Annotated in this window: 21 protein-coding genes, 1 pseudogene and 1 riboswitch; of the genes and pseudogenes, 3 read left to right on the forward strand and 19 right to left on the reverse strand. The window is 47.2% G+C overall.

All coding sequences use genetic code 11. The annotated features are described in order from the left end of the window. Positions 1-37: 37 nt before the first annotated feature. The 5 genes from MHB80_RS21255 to MHB80_RS21275 form a co-directional block, all read right to left on the reverse strand. Positions 38-907 carry an ABC transporter ATP-binding protein gene (locus MHB80_RS21255; RefSeq protein WP_341278847.1) on the reverse strand — a complete coding sequence of 290 codons (870 nt, stop codon included), beginning with the start codon at positions 905-907 and terminating at the stop codon, positions 38-40. Further along, complete coding sequence (gene cbiQ, locus MHB80_RS21260) at positions 894-1,715, reverse strand: cobalt ECF transporter T component CbiQ (protein ID WP_341278848.1); 822 nt, start codon at positions 1,713-1,715, stop codon at positions 894-896. Before cbiQ ends, MHB80_RS21255 begins: the two co-directional genes overlap by 14 nt. After that, complete coding sequence (locus MHB80_RS21265; protein ID WP_341278849.1) at positions 1,712-1,996, reverse strand: energy-coupling factor ABC transporter substrate-binding protein; 285 nt, start codon at positions 1,994-1,996, stop codon at positions 1,712-1,714. Before MHB80_RS21265 ends, cbiQ begins: the two co-directional genes overlap by 4 nt. After that, a complete protein-coding gene (locus tag MHB80_RS21270) occupies positions 1,996-2,769 on the reverse strand; it encodes an energy-coupling factor ABC transporter permease (protein WP_341278850.1) in 774 nt (257 codons plus the stop codon). Before MHB80_RS21270 ends, MHB80_RS21265 begins: the two co-directional genes overlap by 1 nt. A gap of 267 nt (positions 2,770-3,036) precedes the next feature. Then, positions 3,037-3,242, reverse strand: a riboswitch (cobalamin riboswitch). Positions 3,243-3,330: 88 nt separating this feature from the next. After that, positions 3,331-4,566, reverse strand: a complete 1,236-nt coding sequence (locus MHB80_RS21275; RefSeq protein ID WP_341278851.1) for a DUF445 domain-containing protein — start codon at positions 4,564-4,566, stop codon at positions 3,331-3,333. Positions 4,567-4,861: 295 nt separating this feature from the next. Here MHB80_RS21275 and MHB80_RS21280 point away from each other — a divergent pair, with 295 nt between their 5' ends. The 3 genes from MHB80_RS21280 to MHB80_RS21290 all read left to right on the forward strand — a co-directional run bounded on the left by MHB80_RS21280 (position 4,862) and on the right by MHB80_RS21290 (position 8,209). Further along, positions 4,862-6,190, forward strand: coding sequence for a TrkH family potassium uptake protein (locus MHB80_RS21280; RefSeq protein WP_341283044.1), 1,329 nt, complete (start codon positions 4,862-4,864; stop codon positions 6,188-6,190). 42 nt (positions 6,191-6,232) lie between these two features. After that, positions 6,233-6,841 (forward strand): YdcF family protein, encoded by a 609-nt coding sequence (locus MHB80_RS21285; RefSeq protein WP_341283045.1) that lies wholly within the window; start codon positions 6,233-6,235, stop codon positions 6,839-6,841. Between the two features lie 126 nt (positions 6,842-6,967). Further along, positions 6,968-8,209: a hypothetical protein gene (locus tag MHB80_RS21290; RefSeq protein WP_341278852.1), complete on the forward strand. Its 1,242-nt coding sequence runs from the start codon at positions 6,968-6,970 to the stop codon at positions 8,207-8,209. 534 nt (positions 8,210-8,743) lie between these two features. Here MHB80_RS21290 and MHB80_RS21295 read toward each other — a convergent pair. The 14 genes and pseudogenes from MHB80_RS21295 to MHB80_RS21360 all read right to left on the reverse strand — a co-directional run bounded on the left by MHB80_RS21295 (position 8,744) and on the right by MHB80_RS21360 (position 24,464). Then, a complete protein-coding gene (locus tag MHB80_RS21295) occupies positions 8,744-10,507 on the reverse strand; it encodes a hypothetical protein (protein ID WP_341278853.1) in 1,764 nt (587 codons plus the stop codon). Further along, entirely contained in the window at positions 10,504-10,884 is a 381-nt protein-coding gene (locus tag MHB80_RS21300) for a hypothetical protein (protein ID WP_341278854.1), read from the reverse strand. Before MHB80_RS21300 ends, MHB80_RS21295 begins: the two co-directional genes overlap by 4 nt. Before the next feature lie 4 nt (positions 10,885-10,888). After that, positions 10,889-11,839 carry a TIM barrel protein gene (locus MHB80_RS21305; RefSeq protein ID WP_341278855.1) on the reverse strand — a complete coding sequence of 317 codons (951 nt, stop codon included), beginning with the start codon at positions 11,837-11,839 and terminating at the stop codon, positions 10,889-10,891. A gap of 26 nt (positions 11,840-11,865) precedes the next feature. Beyond that, positions 11,866-12,741 (reverse strand): carbohydrate ABC transporter permease, encoded by an 876-nt coding sequence (locus MHB80_RS21310; RefSeq protein WP_341278856.1) that lies wholly within the window; start codon positions 12,739-12,741, stop codon positions 11,866-11,868. 56 nt (positions 12,742-12,797) lie between these two features. Next, entirely contained in the window at positions 12,798-13,700 is a 903-nt protein-coding gene (locus MHB80_RS21315) for an ABC transporter permease subunit (RefSeq protein WP_341278857.1), read from the reverse strand. A 92-nt stretch (positions 13,701-13,792) separates the two neighbouring features. Beyond that, positions 13,793-15,400 (reverse strand): extracellular solute-binding protein, encoded by a 1,608-nt coding sequence (locus tag MHB80_RS21320; protein ID WP_341278858.1) that lies wholly within the window; start codon positions 15,398-15,400, stop codon positions 13,793-13,795. Between the two features lie 432 nt (positions 15,401-15,832). Beyond that, entirely contained in the window at positions 15,833-18,067 is a 2,235-nt protein-coding gene (locus MHB80_RS21325; protein WP_341278859.1) for an AraC family transcriptional regulator, read from the reverse strand. A 303-nt stretch (positions 18,068-18,370) separates the two neighbouring features. Further along, positions 18,371-19,204, reverse strand: a complete 834-nt coding sequence (locus MHB80_RS21330; protein ID WP_341278860.1) for an alpha/beta hydrolase — start codon at positions 19,202-19,204, stop codon at positions 18,371-18,373. A 325-nt stretch (positions 19,205-19,529) separates the two neighbouring features. Further along, positions 19,530-19,898, reverse strand: a complete 369-nt coding sequence (locus MHB80_RS21335) for a DUF4180 domain-containing protein (protein WP_341278861.1) — start codon at positions 19,896-19,898, stop codon at positions 19,530-19,532. 144 nt (positions 19,899-20,042) lie between these two features. Continuing rightward, the gene (locus MHB80_RS21340; RefSeq protein WP_341278862.1) at positions 20,043-21,551 is read right to left on the reverse strand and encodes a malate:quinone oxidoreductase; all 1,509 of its coding nucleotides are present in this window, start codon (positions 21,549-21,551) and stop codon (positions 20,043-20,045) included. Positions 21,552-21,799: 248 nt separating this feature from the next. Next, a pseudogene (locus MHB80_RS21345) lies at positions 21,800-22,490 on the reverse strand (phosphotransferase). A gap of 50 nt (positions 22,491-22,540) precedes the next feature. After that, positions 22,541-22,834 (reverse strand): hypothetical protein, encoded by a 294-nt coding sequence (locus MHB80_RS21350; RefSeq protein WP_341278863.1) that lies wholly within the window; start codon positions 22,832-22,834, stop codon positions 22,541-22,543. Between the two features lie 88 nt (positions 22,835-22,922). Beyond that, positions 22,923-23,678 carry a 2-dehydro-3-deoxy-D-gluconate 5-dehydrogenase KduD gene (kduD, locus tag MHB80_RS21355; protein ID WP_341278864.1) on the reverse strand — a complete coding sequence of 252 codons (756 nt, stop codon included), beginning with the start codon at positions 23,676-23,678 and terminating at the stop codon, positions 22,923-22,925. A 33-nt stretch (positions 23,679-23,711) separates the two neighbouring features. Continuing rightward, a complete protein-coding gene (locus MHB80_RS21360; protein ID WP_341278865.1) occupies positions 23,712-24,464 on the reverse strand; it encodes a DeoR/GlpR family DNA-binding transcription regulator in 753 nt (250 codons plus the stop codon).

Genomic DNA, 24,464 nt, shown 5'->3' on the forward strand with positions numbered 1-24,464 from the left:
TCAAGCAACATGTATAACTATACACACTTTCGTGTTTTTATACAACAAAAGATTTTACAGCCGCTTTAAATTGTGCGAGCGTGCGCGGCGGCGGCTGTTCTCCTCGCAGCTCAGACGGCAGTGCCTCCCAAGCTTCCAGCACCATTGGCAGCGTGAGTCCAAGGCTTCTGAGACGTTCGCCTTCGCGAAATACCGTCTCCGGCGTACCCTCCAATATACAGCGGCCCTCATTCATAATAAAAATCCAGTCCGCCCAAGCATAGGCCATATTCATGTCATGCGTTGCCATAACCGGCGTTATGCCGCTCGCATGAATGCGGTCCAGCTCAGCCATCAGCCGCTGCTCCGATATCGGATCGAGATAAGCAGCCGGCTCATCAAGCAGTACCAGCTCCGGCTCCAGCGCCAGCACGCCGGCAAGAGCGACTCGCTTCTTTTGCCCCAGGCTAAGATGATGCAGCGGCTTATGAGCCAGTTCCTGCAAGTTCAGCTGCTGGATGATACGCCCCGTACGCCTGTTAATTTCCTCTTCATGAAGCCCCGCATTGCGCAGCCCATAAGAAATATCCTCATAAGCGGTATTCAAGATGAGCTGATGCTCCGGGTCCTGAAAAACAAGACCAACGCGCCGTCTCAAGCTGGCAAGCTCTCTGGGCTTGTAAGAAAGCGGCTCGCCGCGCCAGCTGACATAACCGGATTGCGGACGATTAATGCCAATAAGCTGCAAAAAAAGCGTCGACTTGCCCGAGCCATTATGCCCGCACAGCGCTACCTTCTTGCTTGCAGGAATCCGCAGCTCTAGCCCGTTTAAAGCGACCTTGTCCGTTCCGGGATATGCATAGCTTACACTGTTCATTTCCATAATGGTTGATGCCTGATCGTTGTCTGCCAGCTTATTCACCTCCATACCGAAGCCATAGCTCTGCTGCCAATAAAATGATTATGCCTAGCCCAGCTTCCGCCCAATATCGGAGGCGAACCGTCCGCTTTACAGCAGGCGCAAGGCGGATCTCATTCGTAAATCCTCTTGCCATCAGCCCATTCGAAAGCCCCTTATAGCGATGCATCGTCTTGACGAAGAGCCGCACGGCAATAGCTGCCGTACCTTGAAGCTTTCCTCTAAAACCATGTTGACCGCCCCGTGCGCGCTGCGCGATCAGCATAGCCCCCGCCGTATCCAGCAGCAGAAAGATGAAGCGATACATAATGATCATGAGCTCCAGTACAATTTGCGGCATTTTCAACCGCTTCAGCACCTGCAGCAGCTCGGGAAACGGGGTAGTCAAGGTGATGAAAAACATGCAGGCCAGGCAAGCAAGAATACGCGTGAAAATAGGTCCGGCAAGACCTAAGGATGCCTCCGGCACATACAAGCTGATCGGCTCCCATGAAGCGAGCACCCAGCCTGCTTTCTCAGCTGCCAGGCTTTCTGCTGCGCTGCCGCTGTTACTGCTGCTAGTGAATTCAATAAGCAGCGCAGGCAGGCTGAGAACGAACAGCAAGCAAGAGGAGAAAAGCAGCGCCATATAAAGCTTGGCAGGTACTTTCGCGTAGCCAATCGTCCACAGCATAAGCCATCCAAAAATGGCCAGCTGCACGAGCGGATGAGCGAGATAGGCAAGCAGCAGCAGCAGGGCTGCAAGCCCGCATTTCCAAAAGGCGGATAAATCCCGCAGCCGATTGGAATAAGAAATCGTATCGATCCATTTCATCATTGCTGCTTTGTTTTCTCCGACTTCCCTTTAAATAGGCCAATCACATAGCCGATAATGCCAGCGCCAATCGCAGCTTGCAGCGCGAACAGCATGCTTTCTGTTTCTCCCGGCACCTCTGCCAGCGGAGACGCCCAAGGCTCATAATGGGGCGCAATCGTCTGGATCATTTCCTCCGCTGCCCCATCCGCGCCGCCGAACTCGGCGTTAATGAATATTAATGGCGCAACGGCAAGTAAAACAACAATGGCTAAAATCCAAATATTTTTGGCACTGCGGCTCATTATACGCGCTCCCCTTTCATTCTCCGCTTCAAAATAGACAGCTCGTCCGTATTAAAAGATTGCAGCCAGTTCCAGATCAATACCGTCAGCAAGCCTTCACTAACAGCGAGCGGAATTTGGGTAATCGCAAAAATACCGCCAAATTTCATAAAGGACGCGATAATGCCGCCTTCGACAGCCGGAAAAGCAACTGCGAGCTGAATGGAAGTGACGATATAAGTAGCCAGATCGGCAACAGCAGCAGCGGAAAATATCGCCAGACCTTGCTTGCTGCCTGAACGCATCAGCAGCCGATAGACCGCATAGCCCGCAGCGGGACCGGCAACCGCCATTGAAAAAGCATTCGCTCCAAGCGTCGTCAGCCCGCCATGCGCCAGCAGCACCGCTTGAAACAACAGTACCATTGAACCCAATACGCTCATGGGCAGCGGTCCGAACATGACCGTTCCAAGCCCCGTTCCCGTCGGATGCGAGCTGCTTCCTGTAACGGAAGGAATTTTCAGCGCGGACAGCACGAAGGTGAAGGCAGCTGCCAAGCCAAGCATCAGCTTAAGCTCTGGCGCTTCCTTGGTAATTTTGCGAATAGCACGTACACCTAAGATGAAAAAAGGAATAAAGGCCACCCACCAAAAAATCGCCCAGCCGACAGGCAAAAATCCTTCCATAATATGCATCGCATAGACGGCTTGCGGCTCATTCACCAGTAAAAAAAGCGTGAAGCCGATAACCAGCAAAGCGGTGCTTGCTGCTGTCTTTCTTTTTAACTTAACCATTCGTTTCAATACCCTCCCGATTGTTCTATAATGCCTGCAAGGAGAAACGGCCGAAAGCCGTCCTCTGGCGGCGCGGCGCATCTCATTCCGAGAAATAGAGAGAAAGGATGAAAAACCCCTATCCTTTCTCTCTATTTTGAAAAATAAAAAAGACCGCCTCCCCTTCGCCGGGAAAACGGTCATGTGTACGCAGAAATAGACGGTTGCGCCAGCAAATAGACTGGTAGCAATCGCTTTCATTCGTACACCTATCCTTTCCGCGAAGGCACTGTGGTGCTGGAACGAGGTAGGTCTCCTGGCTAGCAGATCAACATTTTCCTTCGTCTTCCCCGGCTGCCCTAAAGCATAGGCCAAGTGACTCCTGCTGGTGAAGGAAAACTCCCTGATTACAGTGGCGGGACCGCTCGGGATTTGCACCCGATTCCCTGTTACCCTTTGACGTGCGCAAAGGCACCTCGTTCCATGTCAATCCTCTTTATCATTCATTGGTCATTTTGTAGTTTGATCTTATCACAAAAGATTCAGGCTGTCCCCTATAAATGTAAATGGCCGAAATTTCTGTTAGAAAAAGGACAAAATGACGCCTACGACAAAACCGCATAATGCGCCGTTGACGCGAATCCACTGCAAATCGTTGCCGACCTTTTCCTCCAGCATCGAGACGAGCGCCTTGTCATCCATCCGCTCAAGATTATCCCGAACAAGCGCACCGATGCGATAGTGATTGTTCTCAATAAGTCGAACGAGATATCCGCGAATGCCGTTTTCCCAATTGTCTAGCATCTCTTGTTTGCCGTTCAAATAATCCGTTGCAAAACGGTATCCCTGCACAATCGCGCGCCCACCGCTGCGATGCTGCTCCTCCAGCTTGTCCAGCACAAGCTGCCGCAGCTCCTCCAGACGCAAATGGATGAAGCGCTCCGTTTCAACGCTGTCCACACCCTGTTCAATAAGCTGCTTCAGCTTGAGCATTAGCTCTTCGTTATCGGCAAGCTTCTCTGCCTGGGCTCTTACCTCAAGCAGCAGCTTTTGCCGATGCGGGCTTCCAGGATAAGAAAGCTCCTGCATCGTAGAGAGCAGCATGTTCTGAATCAAACCACCGAGCTTCTCCTCATTCATAAAGCCGACGAAAGCTTGCAGCGCAAAACCCATGAAGCCGCCGACCTTAAGCTCCTCCAGCTTCTTAAAGGCGAGCTTGCCGAGCATTTCCTCGGTTTCACGCTTGCGAATCCAGTGGCCCACATGCTCAAGACCATAATCCAGCGCCCGTTCATCCCAGCGCTCATGGACGAAACGATCCGCCAGCTTGCGAACGATTGGCGTAAAATCCTGCTTTTTCACATAATCCGCCAAAAAGCCATGCAGCACGCTGCTAATGCGCTCCAAGGGAAATCGCTCTACAGCCGACTGGGCAAAATCGACTGCCGACATTCTGAACCTGCGCTTGCCAATCAGCTTGGTCGCTGCCGACGCAGCTCCTGCGAACAGCTGAAAGCCCGACAGCTTGCGGGTAATGCTGTCTTTATTCAGCAGTTCATTTTCCATGGCGCTGATGAGCGAGCCCTCGATTTTCCTCCGGTTTTTGAGCAGCAAGGACGTATGCGGAATGGGAATGCCCATCGGATGGCGGAACAGGGCTGTCACCGCAAACCAGTCGGCAATCCCGCCGACCAGACCTGCTTCAAAGCCGCTTTCCAGCAAATGTGTCCATGCATTGTCTGGCAGCCACCATCTCGTCGTAATAAAGCCTGCCCCCATAACGGCAAGCGAAATCCCTGCTATATATCTTGATTTCATCGTTGTCCTCCCTAATCGCGGCACCCCAGCGCCTCCTGTTGCATATTGGCCTATTATACCAGATAATGAGGTTGCGAGCGCAAACGGCTGTGCCTACCTTTGGCAGCACAAGCTCGTTTCGCGTAGAAATATAAGCGTTATAATAATAACAATACTTATGCATCCTTATATTTCAAGTGCAAACGGCGTTGTCGGGTATTGGCGACAACTGCTCGTTTTTTTCAACTACACCATTGTTTCGTTACATATAAAGGAGATTAACTGTGTGCTCAAACTACGAACCATTTTTCTGAAAATGACTCCGCCGCAAATTCTTACGCTCGGCTTTCTCGCGATTATTGCGGTCGGTACTCTATTGCTTTCCCTGCCTCATGCTTCGGCAAACCATCACGCAACGCCGCTCATTGACGCATTGTTCACAGCCACCTCCGCTGTTTGCGTAACGGGGCTTGTCGTCGTCGATACCGGCATCCACTATTCGACCTTTGGCGAGCTCGTTATTCTCGTGCTTATGCAAATTGGCGGGCTTGGCTTTATGACGATGTCTACGCTGTTCGCCCTTGCCCTGCGCAAACGAATATCGCTGCGCGAGCGGCTGCTGCTGCAGGAATCAATGAATCAATCCTCGCTGGAAGGGATCGTCCGCTTCATTCGGCGCGTGCTCATTTATGCTTTTGCGATCGAAGGGGTAGGTGCTCTCGTTCTCGCACTGCGCTGGTCAACGGAAATGCCCTTCGGCAAGGCGCTGTACTTCGGCATTTTTCATAGCGTGTCGATGTTCACCAACGCTGGATTTGATATTATGGGGCCGATGAACGGTCCGTTCAGCAGCTTTGTCAATCATGTCAACGATCCAATCATTAATGTGATCGTCATTGCACTCATTTTTCTCGGCGGTATCGGCTTTATCGTGCTGGCGGAAATGTGGGATTACCCCAAAACGCGCAAGCTGTCCTTTCATTCCAAGGTTGTGCTCTATGCGACAGGCATTTTGTTTGTTGCAGGTGCAGCCGTTATTTTTATTTTTGAGTTTACGAATACCAAAACACTAGAGCCGCTTAGCATAAGCGGCAAGCTGTACAGCTCATTGTTCCAAAGTATATCGCCGCGTTCGGGCGGCGCCAATACGCTTGATATTCCGTCGCTGCGCCATGCAACGCAGTTTCTCATTATTTTGCTCATGTTCATCGGTGCGTCACCAGGCTCTGCGGGCGGCGGCATTAAGGTGACGACGTTTGCGATTCTTATAGGAGCGGTGTTTGCGATGATTCGCGGCCGTGAGGATGTCGTTTTTTTCCGCAGAAGACTGGCGAAGGACCGCGTGTACAAAGCGCTGACGATTACGATTGCTTCGCTGGCGGCGATTATTTTATTTACAATGATTTTATCTACGACCGAGGATGTCGATTTCCTCGTTCTGCTATTTGAAGTGACATCGGCTTTCGGTACGACCGGACTGTCGCTTGGCTTGACGCCGCATTTGACCGTTATTGGGAAAGTTCTGATTATTATTATGATGTTCGCTGGGCGGCTCGGGCCGCTGACGCTGGCGTTTACACTCGTTCCAACGCAGGAGAAGAAGGAGCTGTATCGTTATCCGGAAGGTAAAATTATGATCGGCTAACAACCAGCGAGGGAAAATTATTTTATGAGGAAAGGGCAAGTGATGAGAAAACGGATCGTTTCGAAAAAAATCAGAACGCTTGTGCTATGCTTTGCAGCAGCTACAGTTGGGTTAATCTGCTGGTTCTCGAGCGAGATATTGATTTTCAGCATGAAGGATGAGGCTAGGCCCGTTGATGCCATCCTTGTGCTCGGCACGGCGGTCTGGGGCGATCAGCCATCGCCCGTGCTGCGGGAGCGTCTGAACCACGCTATAAAGCTGTATGAGCTGGGCTATGCCGAGTCTATTATTTTCACCGGAGGACGCGGGTCTGTGGATGAGCTTGCAGAGTCAGAAGTATCTCGGAGCTATGCAATTGAAAAAGGCGTGCAGCCTGAGCATATTCTAATTGAAGACCAATCGCAGATTACAGAGGAAAATTTCAAATATGCGTTAGCTGCTGCAGAGCCGTATGCGCTAGAATCCTTTATAATCGTCAGTGATCCGCTGCATATGAAGCGTGCGCTCATGATGGCAGGCGAGCTGGAAATGACCGCCTACTCCTCCCCCACAACGACCTCCGCATACAGCAGCCTGCGAACCCAGCTTCCTTTTTTCTTCCGTGAGCTGTTTTATTATACAGGCTATCGAATGATATATGCTCTGAGCTAGCTGAATGCTTTCAGCCCTCAGGGTATTTTTTGCGTTAAAAAACTAGTATTATACATTTTTGGCATTCGTAATCCGATAAAAAGGATAGGACTAATTTACTAAGATGCTGCGAGGGAGATTAATCGAATGCCAGAAAATATTAAGAAACTGCTAAAGCTGCTGCAGGAGCTATGGTATGTGCCATTCGTGGTTTATACTGTCGGTTTTCTATATGTGCAAGGATCTTTTAATCCTTATTTGGGAGATCAATTTATTTTCAATGATATTTTAACGTTTTATCCTGTATCCCAGGGTCTATATTTAATTAATGGTATTTATTTCACCTTCTTTTTAGCTTTACCTGTTATAACGATTGCTGTATTTACAACAAAAAAAGCACGCAGAAAACCGCGCCGACCAACGAACCGCTCCAATGTGAAATTAAGGCGCTTTTTTTATTTCATACTTAAAAATCGCAAGCGGCCTTTATCGGCTTTAACGCATGGCCTCCTATTTATTATTTTTATTTGTTCAATGATTTTTTTTCAAATTTTAACCCTAACTGATGACTTAAACATACCGCTGGCTGTGCAAAATATTTTTTTCTACAGTGTTGGTTTCCTTATCTTTTATTTTTTATATCGAACCTCATCCTTATTTAAAATTAATGAATTAACGTTAAAAATAGCTATGGCTTTCGCTGCAGCCCTCACCCTGTGCTATTCCGTATATCTGAGCGGCGTTCATGCACAATTTATTAATTTAGCTAAATATGAGGCTCAAGAACGCAAAATTGAAATGTCACGAGTCTCTTTGGAAAATGAGACGATGACACTCATTAAATTGGATATTTCAGCTGATTACTATATTGGATACCATCTAGATACTAAACGAACCATTTTTATAGCTAGAGATAATATTAATAAAATCGAAAATTTTCAAGCCTCTTATGCGGGAAAAAAACAGCTCGCTGATCCTTCTGCTTTGAACGATGAAGAGGATGCCATTATTAAAACGTTGCAAAGCTATTATGATTTTAGAATCCACTCTGGGGAACGAACGAAAGCCTGTACACAATCATGCGCGTCATTTGACGTGTTCAAGAAGCTGCAATCAAATGCCTACTTTGGCAAAACCTCGGACTCCGTTCGGTTAATGTATTTCCAAAACAACCCATATCGCGATAAGAGTGAGGAAGACTATTTTGGTGTGGACATCTCTTTGCCGGAGCAGATTGAAGGCGAAGCGACCTTAAGAGCCGTCTATGTCAAAGAATATTGGAAGGACGACATTTTCTATCTAAAATATACGCTGCAAAATGTCGCTGATTTGGATAAAAACCCGTGGATCATCATTAAAAATGAGGAAGTATTTTTTGACTTTCAATAGTGGAGCTCAAAAGGATCGAATATAGCGTGGACGCGCACTGATGATGGCTGTAGCAACAAAAGAATCTCAAATAGGAATTTGGCGGACACAGCAGCAGCTATTTGTTCAGATACAGGGGGCTAAGCAGGCTCGCGGACTCAGAGGCCGCTAATCGCCCACTTTATGAACATTTATAGCCAGAAAAACCGTCTTAACGGCTTTCCTGTCCGTTTACCCTCCAAAATCGCCTAAAATGGGCAAATAGCTGCTGCTGGGTCCGCCTAGACTAAAAGTAATCGGCTTTCGCCGTCCTCTGGCGGCAAAGCTATCGTTTCCCGGTGAAAGATAAGTCCATTATAAGGGTGATACTTATAAATGCTTAAATTAAAAAGGACAGCCAATAGTCATTCATATGGCTCATGACTATCAGCTGCCTTTTTCATCATTAAGGTTTGCTGATTGCTAAACCTGTTGGCAGGCTATGCAGTATATATTACCTATGCCATACTAGCCGTTAACTGCCGTGCGCGCAAGTCATCCAAGCCAGCTATAAAATTACTGCCCGCTCGTCCTATTGTCATCACTAGGCGACAACCGGATATGAAACGTGCGGTCATAAGGCGTCAGCACGTTTACAACCAGCGTCTGGCAATCAACCGGGAATGCAGCGCCGCGAATAGATTTAGCCCAATGTTCATGCGCACCGCCGTCCATTTCAATCCAATCTTCGCCAGCCGTAAATTTTACAGTGCCTGCTTTCCAAAATTGCGTGCCCGTTTCGGCAGAGGCCCGTTCGCCGCCAGCCAATTGCCCTTCCTTTCCGAATACGAAGGAAATTTGAGTCAAAAGCACATCCGGCTTGTCGCATTGAACACGGAGTCGCCAGCCGTCCGGCGTTTCAATGAGCTCAATTCGTACGTCGTGCTGCTGAAGATGTGTTACTTCACGCAGCTGATGCGGCAGCAAATACCACGGACTGACAGCATTGCTCGCTATTTCAGGCAGACGATCCGTTGGAATCGGTCCGTAGTAGCCCTTTGATTCCGTACCCTTCAAAACGAAGCCGGATTCAAGCTGCTCCATATCGTTCATTTTGATAAACCCCGGCTCGAACGAGCTGCTGACCTGCACACCAAGCAGCCGCGCCGCTCCGTGCCGAAGTGCAAAAAACGAATTCGTCTCCGCCATGACCGTAACACTCGTTCGTCCATCCCACTGCCGGGCAACCGGTGCACCGAATTCGGGATGCAGACGGCTGTGATAGATTTTTCCGCCATGACCGGCCGACTCCATCTGATTTAAATAATGCTGCCGATTAAATTTCCCATTGATGACAACCCGGTAATGATCCGGCAAACTGCCGCTTTCCACACCCGGCTCTCTCAGTTCCGGATGAAGCAAAAAGCCGAGCAAAACATTGTTCGGGATCGGTCCCGGATGGTTAAGCGCCTTGATTCCGAGCTCAGCCAAGGCAGCGAACAAAGGATTCTGATCGCGATGCGCCATAAGGCTGGATACAAGTGCATAGCTGGACATATCAAACAATTGACCAAAGTCCTGGCGTCCAGAATAATCCGTAACAACTTCTCCATCCGGGTGAATGAGATAAGCCATCATCCGCAAATTGCGGCGAACCGGCTCGAGAAGCTCGGGCCTGCCAAGAAGCTCAGCAGCATGGAACAGCATGACGTCGCTTACTCCGTTGTAGATGCCGTTGCTGCGCTCCGTCCACTCTCCATCCTCCGTGCAATCCATACCTTCAGCCAGCCATTGATCAGCGCGAGCTATAAGCTCGGCATTGCCAGTCAGCCTGTGCAAGAAGGCAAGCGCCGCTGTCAGCACCCATCGATGGTTCGGCGTATGGCAGCCGCCGGTCAGCAATGCCGGCGCAGAACGCTCGAGAAACTTTCTAATGTCCGCTCTAGCCCGTTCCAGCGCAGCCCATTCATGCTTCACCAACAGTTCAAGCAGTTGAGCAAGTCCAACGACGGCAAAGGCGGTGTCTGGCGGCGAATGCATATTGGTCCAACCCGGCGATATCGTGCCGTCCTCGTGCTGCTCGCGGACAATGAAGGCCGCCGCCAGCTCCAAACGCCGCAGCAGCTGTTCGTCATGATAATAGTTGGAGCTTTCATCAACCAGTGAGCATGCCCATAGCGCCATAAACGTTGGCGTTCCCATGTGGGTCGGCCAAGCAACCCCGTTGTCCGGATCGGCTACACCGCCGTAGAAGCGGCTGCCGCTGTCCATTATTTGATTGTCAATTCCTTGCTTTACCCAGCCATCATTGACGGCAACCAGCTTCTCATGCATGTTCATCTTCCTTCCTCATTCTCCGTTGATCCGTTACGCGTATGCCTAATAACAGCCAACTCCACCTCAATGCGTCCAGGTATTTCTTCGTATAGCGTTTCCCACGGAACGAACAACGGCTCACGCTCCGCAAGCTCGTAAGGAACGAACTCAAACGATGGCGTGAACCGATGATACGCCTGCTGATAGGCCCGAACTAGTACATTCGTCTCTTCATCATACTGCCCTTGCGCTTTGTACCACTCCGGCAGAGTAAGACCGTCCAGTCCGGCATCGCGGTCTGTCGCGGTGCGGACATTCGGCAGAAGCTCGGAAATAATTAGCAGCGGGGAGTAGGCGTGCTTTCCAGGCTGCGAATATAGGCTTACTGTTTTCCCTTCCATTATCCTACACCTTGCGCTCAGACAGCTTGGCGAGCAGCTGTTCGTGGCTCTGTTCGATTTCCTCCGGTGTACATGCTGCTTTTAATTCATATACCTTCACAGGGGCTGCCTCGATGATAGGAAGGAAGCGATCGAAATAGTTCATATCGCCGCTGTGTACATACGGACACCAGTGATCAGACAACCCGACCGTCTCATGAATATGGATACCGACCACATTGTCCTTAATGGCTTCCATATCCCGTGCATTATCGTACAAGCCCATACGCTCCATCATCATGCCGTGGCCGAAATCGTACCACAAGCCGACCGGGGCGCCCTTCAGCCGATCAAACACCGATTTCGCCTCGCGCAGCGTTGGCATCTGATAACACCGCGAACGCGTCTCGATGCCAATCGATACGTCCCAGCCCTTAGCCGCGATCTGGTCGCAAATATCCTCCAGACTATCGCCAATGCGCTGCAGGTAATGTTCCGACAACGATTCCCTGCGCTCCAGCATCTCATTCCACAGCTTTAAATAAGCGGAGGATTCCGGACCTTGATCGTGGTAAATTTTTTTAAGCTCATTATCGATGTTATAGTCGAACGGCACCTCTCCCGGATGCACGACAACCGCCTTCGCCCCATAGCGATTCGCATATTCCGCCGAACGAATCAGCAGCTCGATTGCACGCTGCCGCTTTTCCTCGTCTTCAAAGCCAAGCAGCACAGAATCGGTACCATAGTCGGGATCAGCAACATGCGGAAACGTATTGTGGACACTCGATACTCCGATTTCTCCCCGTTCAATCATGGGCTCGATCGTCTTCAGCAGCTCCTGTGTAACGTTATAGTTCAGCTCCACGTAGCGAAAGCCGAGTTCCCGAATTTCATCGATCATGCTGCTGCCGACATCATGACGTTTAATATTCCAGCATGTCGAGAACGAATATTGACCTTTATCCTTTCCCATAAGCTCCTCCTGAAATATAAATTCGTTTAACCTTTGACCGCCCCAAGCATGACACCGCTAACGAAATACCGCTGCAGCCACGGATAGACAATCATAATTGGCACAGTTGCGAAAATAACGCTGGCCGCCTTCAAGCTTTCCGGCTGCAGCTTCGCCTGTCCAGTTGCTCCCTCCATTACGAGCAGTTCGCTGACCATGTTGTTTTGAACCAGCTGATAAAGCTTTAATTGCAGCGGATACATCTCCGGGCTCGTAATATACATAAGCGTATCCGTAAAACCGTTCCAGCGCCCTACTGCATAAAACAAGCTTAGTGTAGCAATAACAGGCATCGAAAGAGGCACGATAATGCTAACCAAAGTGCGCAGGTAAGAGCTTCCGTCAATCTCTGCTGACTCCTCCAGCGAATCGGGAATATTTTGAAAAAACGTAATTAAAATAATCATATAAAACGGACTAATGAGACCTGGCAGCATAAGCGCCCACATCGAATCGAGCAAGCCTAAATTACGAACGAGCATATACTCCGGAATAAGTCCACCGCTGAAAAACATCGTAATGATAATAACGAACATGACAAGCTTGCGTCCCTTTAATTTCGTTTTGGCAAGCGGATAAGCCGCCGCAATCGTCATGACCATGCACATGATTGTAAATAATACCGTCAGTATAACGGTAAAACCGAGTGAACGAATCATCGATTGATCTGAAAACACCTTGCTGTAGGCATCCCAGTTCATTTCGACAGGAAAAAGGCTGACCTCGCCAGACATGATGGAACGTGTTGAGCTTAACGAAATGGCAATTATATGAAGAAACGGAGTCAAACATAGCAGCACGAATAATAAAATAGCGATCGTATTGACAATATCAAAGGATCGGCTGGCTTGTTGATCTTTCATGTCATATCGCTCCTTTCTAATCTGAATCAAAATAAAAGTTTATAAATTCTTATATTTTAAATGATGCTTTGGTCTGCCAGTTTTTTCGATAAGTAGTTGGCGCCTAATACAAACACAAGCCCGACAACTGCCTGGAACAAGCCGACGACCGTAGCAAGCGTATATTGTCCAGATTCAATGCCGATACGGTATACGAAGGTGCTGAGCACATCCGAATAATCCCGTACAGCGGTATTACCAATAATATAAGGACGTTCAAATCCGATGGCGATCATATTGCCCACGTTAATAATAAGGAGGGTAACAATGGTCGGCTTCAAGGATGGCAGCGTAATGCTCCAAATTTTTCTCAGTCTGCCCGCTCCGTCAACGTCAGCCGCCTCGAACAACTCCCTATTGATACCTGTAAGAGCTGCCAAATAAATGATCGTACCCCAGCCAGCACTTTGCCATACGCCGACGATCAAATACGTAATTAACCAATCGTTTTTGTCAGTAAGAAAAGGAATCGCTTCAAAGCCTAGCGAAGTTATGAAATTGTTTACCATACCGGATTGAGTACCAAACACTTGGTAGACGATCCCGCCGATAATAACCCACGAAATAAAATGCGGAATGTACAAAATCGTTTGTGAAATCTTTTTGAACCAAGCCGTTTTGAGCTCATACAGCATAATTGCGATAAACAACGGAGCTGGGAAAGATACAAGAAGGTCCAAGAAATTAAGCATGAGCGTATTGCGCAGCGTCTTGTAAAAGTCCGCCATTGCGAATACTTCCTTGAAAGCATCAAGCCCTATCCACTTAGAACCATTAATACCTTGGAAAAAGTTGAAATCCTTAAATGCGATAATGATGCCATACATCGGCCCGTATTTGAAAATTAAGAAATAAGCAACCGGTAAAATAAGCAGCATATATAATTGCCAGTATCTGCGTAAATACACGCTCATGTTCAATATTATCCACTCCTATCTGCTAACGATTAAGCTCGGGGACGGGACTTTAGAAATATCCATCGTCCCCGAGCTGCTTATTGCAGGCGTTCTATTTATTTCATAGCCTCATAAGCTTTCGTGCGTTCATCCAAAATCGCTTGACCGCCGGCTGCCATATAATCCTTCATAATCGATTCAAATGTGCTTTCGAATTGATCCGGCTTCACCATCGTTGTTTTTACGACAATTTCATTGAACTTGTCACGCAGCGCCGCACCATATTTGGCTTGGGCTTCAATCGGATGGTCGAACAAGACAGGCTTAATGGTATCCGATCTAGAAATCGTCAGTGCTTTGCGAGTTTCTTCTTGGAATTTCTCAGGCATCCCTTGAACATAAGCTTCAACGTTGCGCTCTGAATCGCCCAGCTGCTTTCCGTTGGAGATAATGGCCATGTCACCGCCGTTGTATACACGGTTTTTCACATCTGTAGCAGCATCTTCATTCAATACCGGGATACCATCCTTTAGTGTGTAATTTTCGCCTGCTACGCCGTTTTGAATGGTGAGCAGATTATCTCCCGAAGCCATCCAATCCAAGTACTTGATTGCTTCTACTGCATGTTTGCTGCTCTTTGGAACCATGAGATACATGCCGACTGGCGCATATTCCGGCTTCGGATGCTTACCCTCAGAATTGGTATACACATCAACGGAAGACAGCTTCGCGTCTGGAATGTTCGTTTGCAGCGTCGAGTATAAGCCATCTGGGTAGAATGGGTTCATATCATCTTCGCTGAAGAAACCGACCAAGCCCTTAGACGCATCCTCATTCAATTTCTTCTTGTCTTCATCAAGGCTAAAGTCTTTGCTCATTAGTCCTTCGTTATAAAGCTTATTCATGAATTTCAAGCCGTCTTTGAATCCAGGAAGCAGGATCGGAAAGTCATTTGATCCGAGCTGCTGGATCTGCGTGTAGCGCTGTTCGTCAGTGACAGGTTGAATGAAGGACCATAGGAGCGGCTCATATTGAGCAGATGCTAGTGCCATACCGAGCGGAATAACTTTGCCGCCCGTTTGACCCGGATCTTTTTCTTTAAACGCTTTCAAAGTCGTGTAAAGCTCATCTGTCGTTTGCGGCACAGGCAGGCCTAGCTTGTCGAGCCAGTCTTGACGAACGAAAGATGCATATTTCCCCAAATGCGAACGCTTCGCTGGCAATGCAAATTGCTGGCCTTTAAAGTTTCCGTAAGCCAATGTTTCTTCACCTAGGAATTTTTTGAGGTTTGGACCATGCTGATCAAGCAGCTCGCCAAGGTCAGTCAAACCGCCTTGCTCAGCGTAACGGTAAAAAGTACCCGAATCATATGTGAATACGATATCCGGAACATCACTTCCACTCGCCATTAAAACGTTAAGCTTCTGAATTTCCTCCGAGCGTGGAATCGGAACAAATTGAACATCAATATTATTTGGCGTGCCGAAATTGTCCTGTACGTATTTTGTTAAATAGTTATTTGTAATAGTCAAACCGGATGGGGTATTGCCCCGATCGAATACTTCCACCTTAAGTGTAACTTTCTTACCGGAAGTCGCTTCGCCCCCTGCTGCTTCGTTACCCTTTTCATTGTTGCTGCCGCATGCACCAAGAATCATCGTACCTGCAAGCGTAAGTGCTAACAAAACGCTGGCTTTCTTTTTCCCCTTCACAACTTTCATCATTTGATTCAACCCCTCTTTCTTTTCCTTTATTTTGCTACCTTCACTCGATTATTAACCGAAAAAATGAAGCACATTTGAACGCGCTTTCAATCGTCGCTTGCTAACCGTGATTAGGAAGTGGCCTCAGTATGACACGGTATATAGTACGCTTGCAATAAACCAGTTTCGGAGCGGCAAACCGTTACGCCGAACCCTTGCCCAGTAAGGCTTTTGACGAGTAGAATAGATCATTTTCCCGATATAAACCGTTTTCCATAAACGCCGAAAAAGCCCGTCATAAAGCCATTTCCGAGGATAAACTCTATTCGTGCTAAACAAATAGAAGCAGCCGCTCGAACATGCTTTCCTGTTCGAACTGCTGCTTCTACAAAAAACTCATCTATTCATATTTACGTGTGATTGATGAGCTAAACGACTATTTCTCTGCACACATTAGTTCAGAGCTGAAGGACGCATTTTAAGCTTTCGGAATTCGCCTGGCGTTACACCGGTTATTCGTTTGAATACCCGGCCGAAGGTAATGGAGTTCGCATAGCCAACCTGGAGTGCAATCCCTTGAATTGTCTCATCGGTATTCACCAGCAAGCGCTCTGCTTGCTGCATGCGAAGCTGAACAAGAAAATCAACAAACTTCATATCGTACTCCAGCTTGAACAGGTAGCTTGCATATTTGCCCGATATTTGAAAGCGGTCGCTCAAATGATTGAGGGACAGATCGGGATCAGCGAAGTTTTCCTGAATGTACGCCTTCATATCCGTTATCATCGTTTTGTAGCTTTTCGTCTCACTCATGGCCACATAAGCATCGTAGAGATCAGCCAAATATTCTAGCAGCAGTTCCTTCATTTCTAACAAAGTCGAGGCTGTCTTTAGTTTGGCAAGCAGCGCAGATGTGCGTTCACCTTCCAAACATTCATTCAGTGATTCTGATAAATCCTTCAGCTCGCGACTCAGCATTTGCATGAAGAGCTGCATAAGCGAATGAATATCTTCATCTTTGATCGCTTCCGTACTGAGTCGTTTGAACAATTGCTCTAAAGTATTGCGCCAGCTTTCATTCGTCAGCCTGAATTCCTGTAAACAATCGGTACACATTTGGATGTAATTGAACGTACCGTGCTGCCTTCCCTGCGGAATATCACCGCTGAACGTAATCGCATCGGTTCCGATGCAGAGCTGATATTCCATACCGGTAAGGGCATCGCGGTAGGATTGTCCGATTCGGCTCCATTCGTTTACGATTGAACCAATCCCAATCGATAATTTAAACCGTAAATGCTCCCCTACCCATTGCCGCGCAACGACAGCAGAAGCCTGAAGCTGATCCAGCATGCGGGAATCGTCATTCGAAACCGCGAACATAAAGGTGATGAGATCCGGCGCCAGCCATTCTCCCCATCCTTGCAAGCCTTCGTTATGCGCCAACTCTTGCATGACATTGCCGAGCGCAAATTTTAGAACATTTTGCTCATTAAGCGTGTTTTCAGACTGAAATTCATCGTAACGGTTCAGCTTCACAACCATAACAGCATACCGTCCAGCGTCCGGCAGCAAAGCCAGCTTTTGCATCCGCTCGTTCGTTTGCCCATTTTGCTCCCCGCTAATCAGCTCGTTAAAAAGCTGCCTGCGCTGAAGCATCATGCTTTCACGCTGCTTCTTTTCGTGATCCAACGACTGAACGATTAGATTTTCAAGCGCGCGGTCAATCATCGTCAGATCATCTGTCAGAACCGCTCCTCCGTCGCCGCTCCGCAGTTGCAGCGCCTGTATTCGATTCATCATTAGACGAATCGGCTTATAATTGCGGCGCGTCACCCAAATAATATAAATGATAGCCACTACAAAGGTCAGAACCGCCATAATGACCCATGCATACGAGACGACTGATACCCAACCGAGCAATTGGCCCGCTTGGATACCGCTCTTGAACGTCCAACCTAAAGTAACCGACTGAATGGTGGTCAGTACGCTGCCTCCGTCGGACGCATCTGCGCTATTGTTCACTGGATAGATAAGCTTATCAGCCGTATCTGTAATTCGTATGAAGGATACCTGACGACTCGTCATGTTTTCTATTATTTGCTCAATCGCGTATAAATTCACATTAATGACAAGCAAGCCTTCTTTTCCAAACGGAAAAGGAGCCCGCTTATACATTGTAATGACCCTCATTGGCTTCAGGTGTTCGTATTCACGGTATTCACGGCTTGTCGACCACCCTTGATAATCACGTTTGGCTTTCGCTTGCTGCACAAAATCACGGTCGCCAAACTCATTGAGCTCCGTTTGCCCGCTTTCCGTCAGCACCATATTGTCAGATTCCCTGTACAGGTAGATGGACTCGATTAGATCGCTTCCCTCCCTAAGCGAGCGCAAGCTATGAACAACGGCGTATCTGACGTTTGTTTCGATCGATCCATTTAAATATCCCGCATAGTTCGAATTTTTGACCGCCTCATTCATCACATCATACTCCACCCCGCGGATAGCTCGTTCGACACCATCCACCACATAGCCGGTAGTGACACTGTCTGCTTTTTCTGTCTCAGACCGCGATATTTCATTCACCGCAATGAACGATAAAAAAATGATCATTGACACGGTAAGCACCAAAATTGGAAAATAAGATACAAGCAACCGGAAGTACCAGTTGTTAAGCTTAAGCATATTCAACCCCCTACAAAGAGTGAAATTATTGTAAGCGTTACCATTTGTCGTGTATATCAAAGGTTAAGCGGTTTACTTTGTGATTCTATTGTAGCACAGCCCATCTTGAATCGAAATACTTTTCAAAAGCTGAATAATAAGTATCGTGCTGAAACATGCTTTCTACTTCATCAAACCGAAAATAAGAGCAGCGGCTGACGAATCGTCGCGACTGCTCTCATATGTTCTTACTGCATCCGTTATTGTACCCCAACGCTGCCATTAAATCCAACGCATCTTAAGCGTCGTTTATAATGATTTCCGTCATAACGTGTGGTTAATGATAGCATCAATAATCTTATCCCATTCGCAGTGATGAATTTCATGTCCTGAGCCCTCAAGGGTAAGCAGAAAGCTGCTTGGGATCGTGTTCGCAAGTGAAATTCCATGTTCATAAGGAATAATCGGGTCCTCTGTGCCGTGTATTATGAGCGCGGGGACATCGATTTCAGCCGTTCTAGCCAAATAGGAAAAATCGCCTGTCACCACGCTATGATTGTTAATACTCCCCATATTGCTGCTTCTTTCTACCTCTTGTTTAGCCAACTGATATACGCGATCCGCATCGAGTGGATGCTTTGAGCCCACTAGAACTCTCCACTTACTAACTGAAAAAGAAATGACAGCTTCATCATTAGACCAGTCGATCACTTCAGAATTAGCGAAAAATTGCGCCACCTTCTCTTCCATTGGAGGAAGACCCTCTGCAAAATTGGATGTTGCAATAAGCGAGACGGTAAGCACTCTTTCGCGATGACGCAGAGCGAGTATTTGCGTTAGCATGCCTCCCATAGACATACCGACGATATGCGCTTGCTTAATACTGTAAGCATCAAGTATACCAACCGCATCATCAGCCATATCTTCAAACTTATACCCCGGCTTCCCAAGCTCGTATACGGTAGAACGCCCAACATCGCGGTTATCAAAACGAATAACAAAACGTCCAGCAGCTGCAAGGCGCTGACAAAATTCATCTTCCCACCACACCATTGACGCTTGGGCTCCCATAACGAGCAAAAGAGCTGGATCAGCAGGGTCCCCAAAGCTTTCCGTACATATTTTAACACCGTTAATGTTTAGTAGTTGTTCACTCATTTTATAATTCCTCCATTACTAAAAATAAAAAAACACAGGCCAGCTGCCTGTGCTTCCAGTAATCGAGAATAGGAGCAGCGGCTGACGCATCGTCAACCACTACTCGCATATAACTAAATAAGGTTACCATGAGGTAAACCATTCTCCGATTACTACGCACAGAACATAGCCGTAACACGTCTATTCCATTCCTTGTGCAGAGCTAAAAATCGAAAAATTAGTTTAGCACACGTAACCCTCCATTCCTATAAATTGGGTTTATTTTATCATACGCGTTTTTTATCTGTCAAATGATAGGCATGGCTGGACTTCAAGCCTTCTCTCGTTAAGTCATATTGTGCAAAGCTAGAACAGCAGCCTGTGTGTCCCGTAAAAACAATACCTGCTTACCATTATTGCATTCATAAATAAAATCTTTCAAGCTCTTGCTTTCATAGGTATCAAAATCTCCAACGATGGCCAGCTTAACCTTATAATTTACATATTTCTGTAAAATCTCGCCTGCAAGTCTGGTTTTGAGCTCAAAGAAATCTTCCGTTATATTTTCTTTTTGCAGCAAAATTTTATGACATTCGTGATGGTAATTAACAGAAGCCATTAAATCCAGCGCATCTTGAACATTGCAAATAATTAGATCCGGGCTTTCTATAACTGCAACTTTAGAGCTGCCTTGTTGGTCGATAGTTATGTTCATTTTTCATTCGCCTCCTATTTTTAGTGTAGCACTAAATATGCGCATCTGGAGAAAAAACCTTTCGATGTGCTTGGAGGAGCTTCGGCCACAAAAATAAAAAGCGTCCGGATTTGCGGACGCCTCTCATTTATAAACCACTGTATTCTATTGCACCTGCTTGACTGGGCCCTTTTCACTGTTTAGATCAAGTGTCCGTGCAGTCGACGTATGAATTTCGTTTATAAGCTCTGGGTTTTTCAATAGCTGCACACCATAAGAAGGAATCATTTCTTTTATTTTCGGTTCCCACGCCTTCATATGCTGCGGGAAGCATTTCCCCATCAGCTCAAGCATGACGGAAACAGCAGTAGAAGCGCCTGGAGATGCGCCAAGCAAAGCAGCGATTGATCCATCAGCGGCATTAATCACTTCCGTACCAAATTGAAGTGTTCCTTTGCCGGCAGTTGTATCTTTAATGACTTGTACACGCTGGCCTGCTACTACTAGCTCCCAATCCTCGCTTTTGGCATTCGGGACAAATTGGCGTAAAGCTTCCATCCGCTGTTCTTTTGATTGCATAACTTCCTTGATCAAATATTGGGTCAAGGACATATTTTTCACGCCTGCCGCCATCATGGTAACCAAATTATCCGTTTTTACAGAAGCCAGCAAATCCATCATGGAGCCGTTTTTCAAAAACTTTGGCGAGAAGCCGGCAAACGGTCCAAAAAATAACGATTCCTTCTTGTCGATAAATCTGGTGTCAAGATGTGGAACCGACATCGGCGGAGCGCCAACTGGAGCTTGACCATATACTTTTGCATGATGCTGCGCTACAATCTCCGGCTTCTTACACACCATAAATATGCCGCTTACCGGGAATCCTCCAATGCCCTTTCCTTCAGGAATACCGGATTTTTGCAGCAAATGCAGGCTTCCACCTCCGCCACCGATAAAGACAAATTTCGCAGTACGGCGCTCGATCGAGCCATTATCTACATTGCGTACTTTCAATTCCCACGAGCCGCCCTCGGCACGTTTAATATCATCCACATTATGCTTGAATTTGATATCGACGTTTTTACTTTTCAAGTGTGTAAACAACATGCGCGTTAAAGCGCCAAAGTTGACATCCGTACCGGATTCGATTCTAGTGGCCGCTATAGGCCCATTCAAAGTCCGTTCCTTCATTATAAGCGGAATCCAATCCAGCAGCTTTCCCGGGTCTTCGGAATATTCCATTCCTTGAAACAAGGGGTTGTTAGACAACGCTTCAAAACGTTTCTTCAAAAACGTTACATCTTTTTCCCCTTGAACTAAGCTCATATGAGGCAATGGCGTAATGAAGTCCCGCGGATTACAAATAAGTTGGTTGTCCACAAGATAGGACCAAAACTGCTTGGAAACCTGATACTCTTCATTGACTTTTATTGCTTTGCTAATGTCTACGGAGCCGTCTGGTTTCTCCACGGTGTAGTTAAGCTCGCACAAGGAAGAATGCCCCGTTCCTGCATTGTTCCATTCGTTAGAGCTTTCTTCTCCTGCGCTTGCAAGTCGTTCAATAACTGTAATTTCCCAGTCCGGTACTAATTCTTTCAGCAGTGACCCCAAAGTCGCACTCATGATACCGGCACCAATTAAGATAACGTCTGTTTTGGTTTGTCTGTTGCTCATTTCTACCGTCCTTACACACTAATATTTGAAGAAAAAATGTAGGCTCTCCAGTTGATCACTATTATTAAAGTATTAAGATATTTACTATTATAAAGCCTTTACATAGCATTCACAACAATAGGTAACATGTTACAAAACGTTTGAACATTACTATTATCATATCACAAAAATCACTCACTGTTAGTACTGATTTTGAACATAGCTGTAACGTTGCAAAATACAACCGTTACAGCCCCTCTCCTGCCATTTCAGCCTTCTAAAAACTGCAATGTCCGTAGGCAATGATAATCAGCGAGGCCTTTGGCAAATGATTGATCCGGAAACCCTCGATGAAGCAGCTTCAAGCCACCTGAGGTTAAAGCGATATGATGATGCCATTGATAAAATAACATTCGGTTTTGGTCAAGAGTATCATTTTTCAAATAACGGTAAAAATCCCTAAAACGTAATTCTAAAAAGCTATGCTCATGTTCAATATCATAAAATCCAGCACCTTCGATATCGATGAGATTAGGATAACTGCTCTTTCGCATTTTCCAATTGCAATAAATGACAGCTTCTCAGATGCTCTCCGACTTGATTAGGCTATCCATAGCCCCGTCTTTCGTTGGCGTGCATGCAAGTAAGCATATCTCCGATACGCTCAAATAATTGGTCTTGAACTTTTGTATCGGAGTGTTGGAAATAGTGTTCCGCCTTATGTCCATTTACATACTCCACGAGGGCGTAATCAAAATGGTAGTCGGTTCTTTCCGTATTTAGATTATAAAGAGCAGGGGTCTGAATGCCATATGCTCTTAAATAACGATTATTCATTTCAAATAAATGACTGCCATAGGATTGGTCAGCTATAGAAGAGCTTGCTATTTCCTCTTGAAAAAAATTCATGCTAAGATCCCATACATATAAAACGCAGGAAAAACGATTGGTGCAGTCTATTTTTTAAACGACCTTTTGTGCACCTCCATGCATTTTGGATACATTTGCAACTACATAATCGGTGCCAAAAACCTTTCCCATATACTCCTGCAAATCATCAAGCTTGAGATGGCAAAATAAATCCACGGAACAACACTCCATTCTTCTTCTTTTGCCGGCACCTCAAATTTATTACAAATTTCACCAAAAGTATAGACTGTTTCTTTGCGTTCTGTTATGATGTTGAATAAGTTCTCGAAAAAAATAGCCATACATAAATAAGTAACCGCCAATAACGGTCCCCTAAGAGGAGCCGCCATGGCGGTTACTTTTTTAAAATATAGGAAAGTATATGGTTTCGCCATACTTTCTCTATATTATTTCTCGAACTGAAACGCCGCAAGCCGCCAGAGGACGGCGCGAGCCGTTTCACCTTGATCCAATATACAAAGACTAGCGGTTCATCCATCCGCCATCTACGCAGAGGACGTGGCCATTCATATAGTTCGATGCAGCGGAGGCTAGGAAAATCGCCGGCCCCATCATGTCTTCGGATTCACCCCAGCGGGAAGCTGGAATACGGTCGAGAATTTGCTTGCTGCGAACCGGGTCCTCGCGAAGCGCCTCGGTGTTGTCTGTGCTCATGTAGCCTGGAGCAATGGCGTTCACCTGCACATTTTTCGAAGCCCATTCGTTGCCAAGCGCCTTCGTCAGACCAGCAACCGCATGCTTGCTCGCGGTGTAGCCCGGCACATTAATGCCGCCCTGGAACGAAAGCATCGACGCAATGTTGATGATTTTGCCTGAGCCCTGCTCAATCATATGGCGTCCAGCCAGCTGGCTGAGCACATAGACCGAATTCAGATTGACATCAAGCACCGCTTGCCAGTCTTCAAAGCTGTGATCAGCAGCAGGCGTACGACGGATAATGCCCGCATTGTTGACCAAGATGTCGAGGCGGCCAAGTCCCGTCAGCGTCTGCTGGATAATACCCGGCAGCAGGCTGCGATCAGATACATCGGCTTGAATCGATACCGTTTTGCGGCCAAGCGCCTGAATTTCCTTCTCTACGTCTGCAGGAGGCGTGCTGTTCGTAACCAGCGCAATATCTGCTCCCGCTCTCGCCAAGCCTACAGCAATTGCCGCGCCTAGACCACGTCCGGCACCTGTCACAATCGCTGTTTTTCCTGTCAAATCGAAAAAGCTCATCTCTGCACCATCCTTCTTTTCTACCTGTAAAAATTAGGATTTTTCAATACGCACGCCCTGCTGCTCGTATTTGGCAGCGACAGCCGGATCAATGTGCGAATCGGTTATAATCGTATGGACATCCTTCAACGCGGCGAACGTAAGAAGCGCGCCCTTGTCGAACTTGCTGTGGTCGGCTACGCAATAAATTTCACGCGAGCATTCCATATAAACCTGCTTAAGCTTGGCAAGCTCCTCGGTGAAAATCGTCAGCCCGTACTCCAGGTGAATGCCCGTCGTCGATAAAAACAGCTTATGAACATTCAGCCGCTTGACCCACTCCTGCCAGTCCGTACCAATGAGCAGATTTTGAAAACGATAGCCGCCGGGAATGACGAGGCGAATCTGCTCCTTTGCCGTCAGCTCGCGAATAATGAGCAGATCATTCGTTAGCACGGTCAGCGGCATGTTTTTGAGCCGCCGAGCGATTTCCAGCGTCGTGCTGCCCGCATCCAGCGCAATAATATCATTTTCAGCAATATGGGTTAACGCCTGCTCGGCGATTGCCGCCTTCTCTTGCTGATGCTTGCTGTTCGGATATTGCAAGGGGAACAAACTCTCCTCATCTGGAGGAAGCACCGCTCCGCCATGCATGCGCTTCAGCAGCCTCTTCTCCTCCAGCTTCTCCAAATCCTCGCGTACCGTCTTTTCCGTCACCTTGAAACGCTCGCTCAGCTCGGATACTTTGACGCTGCCCTTCTCCTCCAGCTGAATAATAATTTGTCGATGACGTTCAGCGGCAAGCAT

This window comes from Paenibacillus sp. FSL H8-0537, from assembly GCF_038051995.1.
Lineage (GTDB): Bacteria > Bacillota > Bacilli > Paenibacillales > Paenibacillaceae > Pristimantibacillus.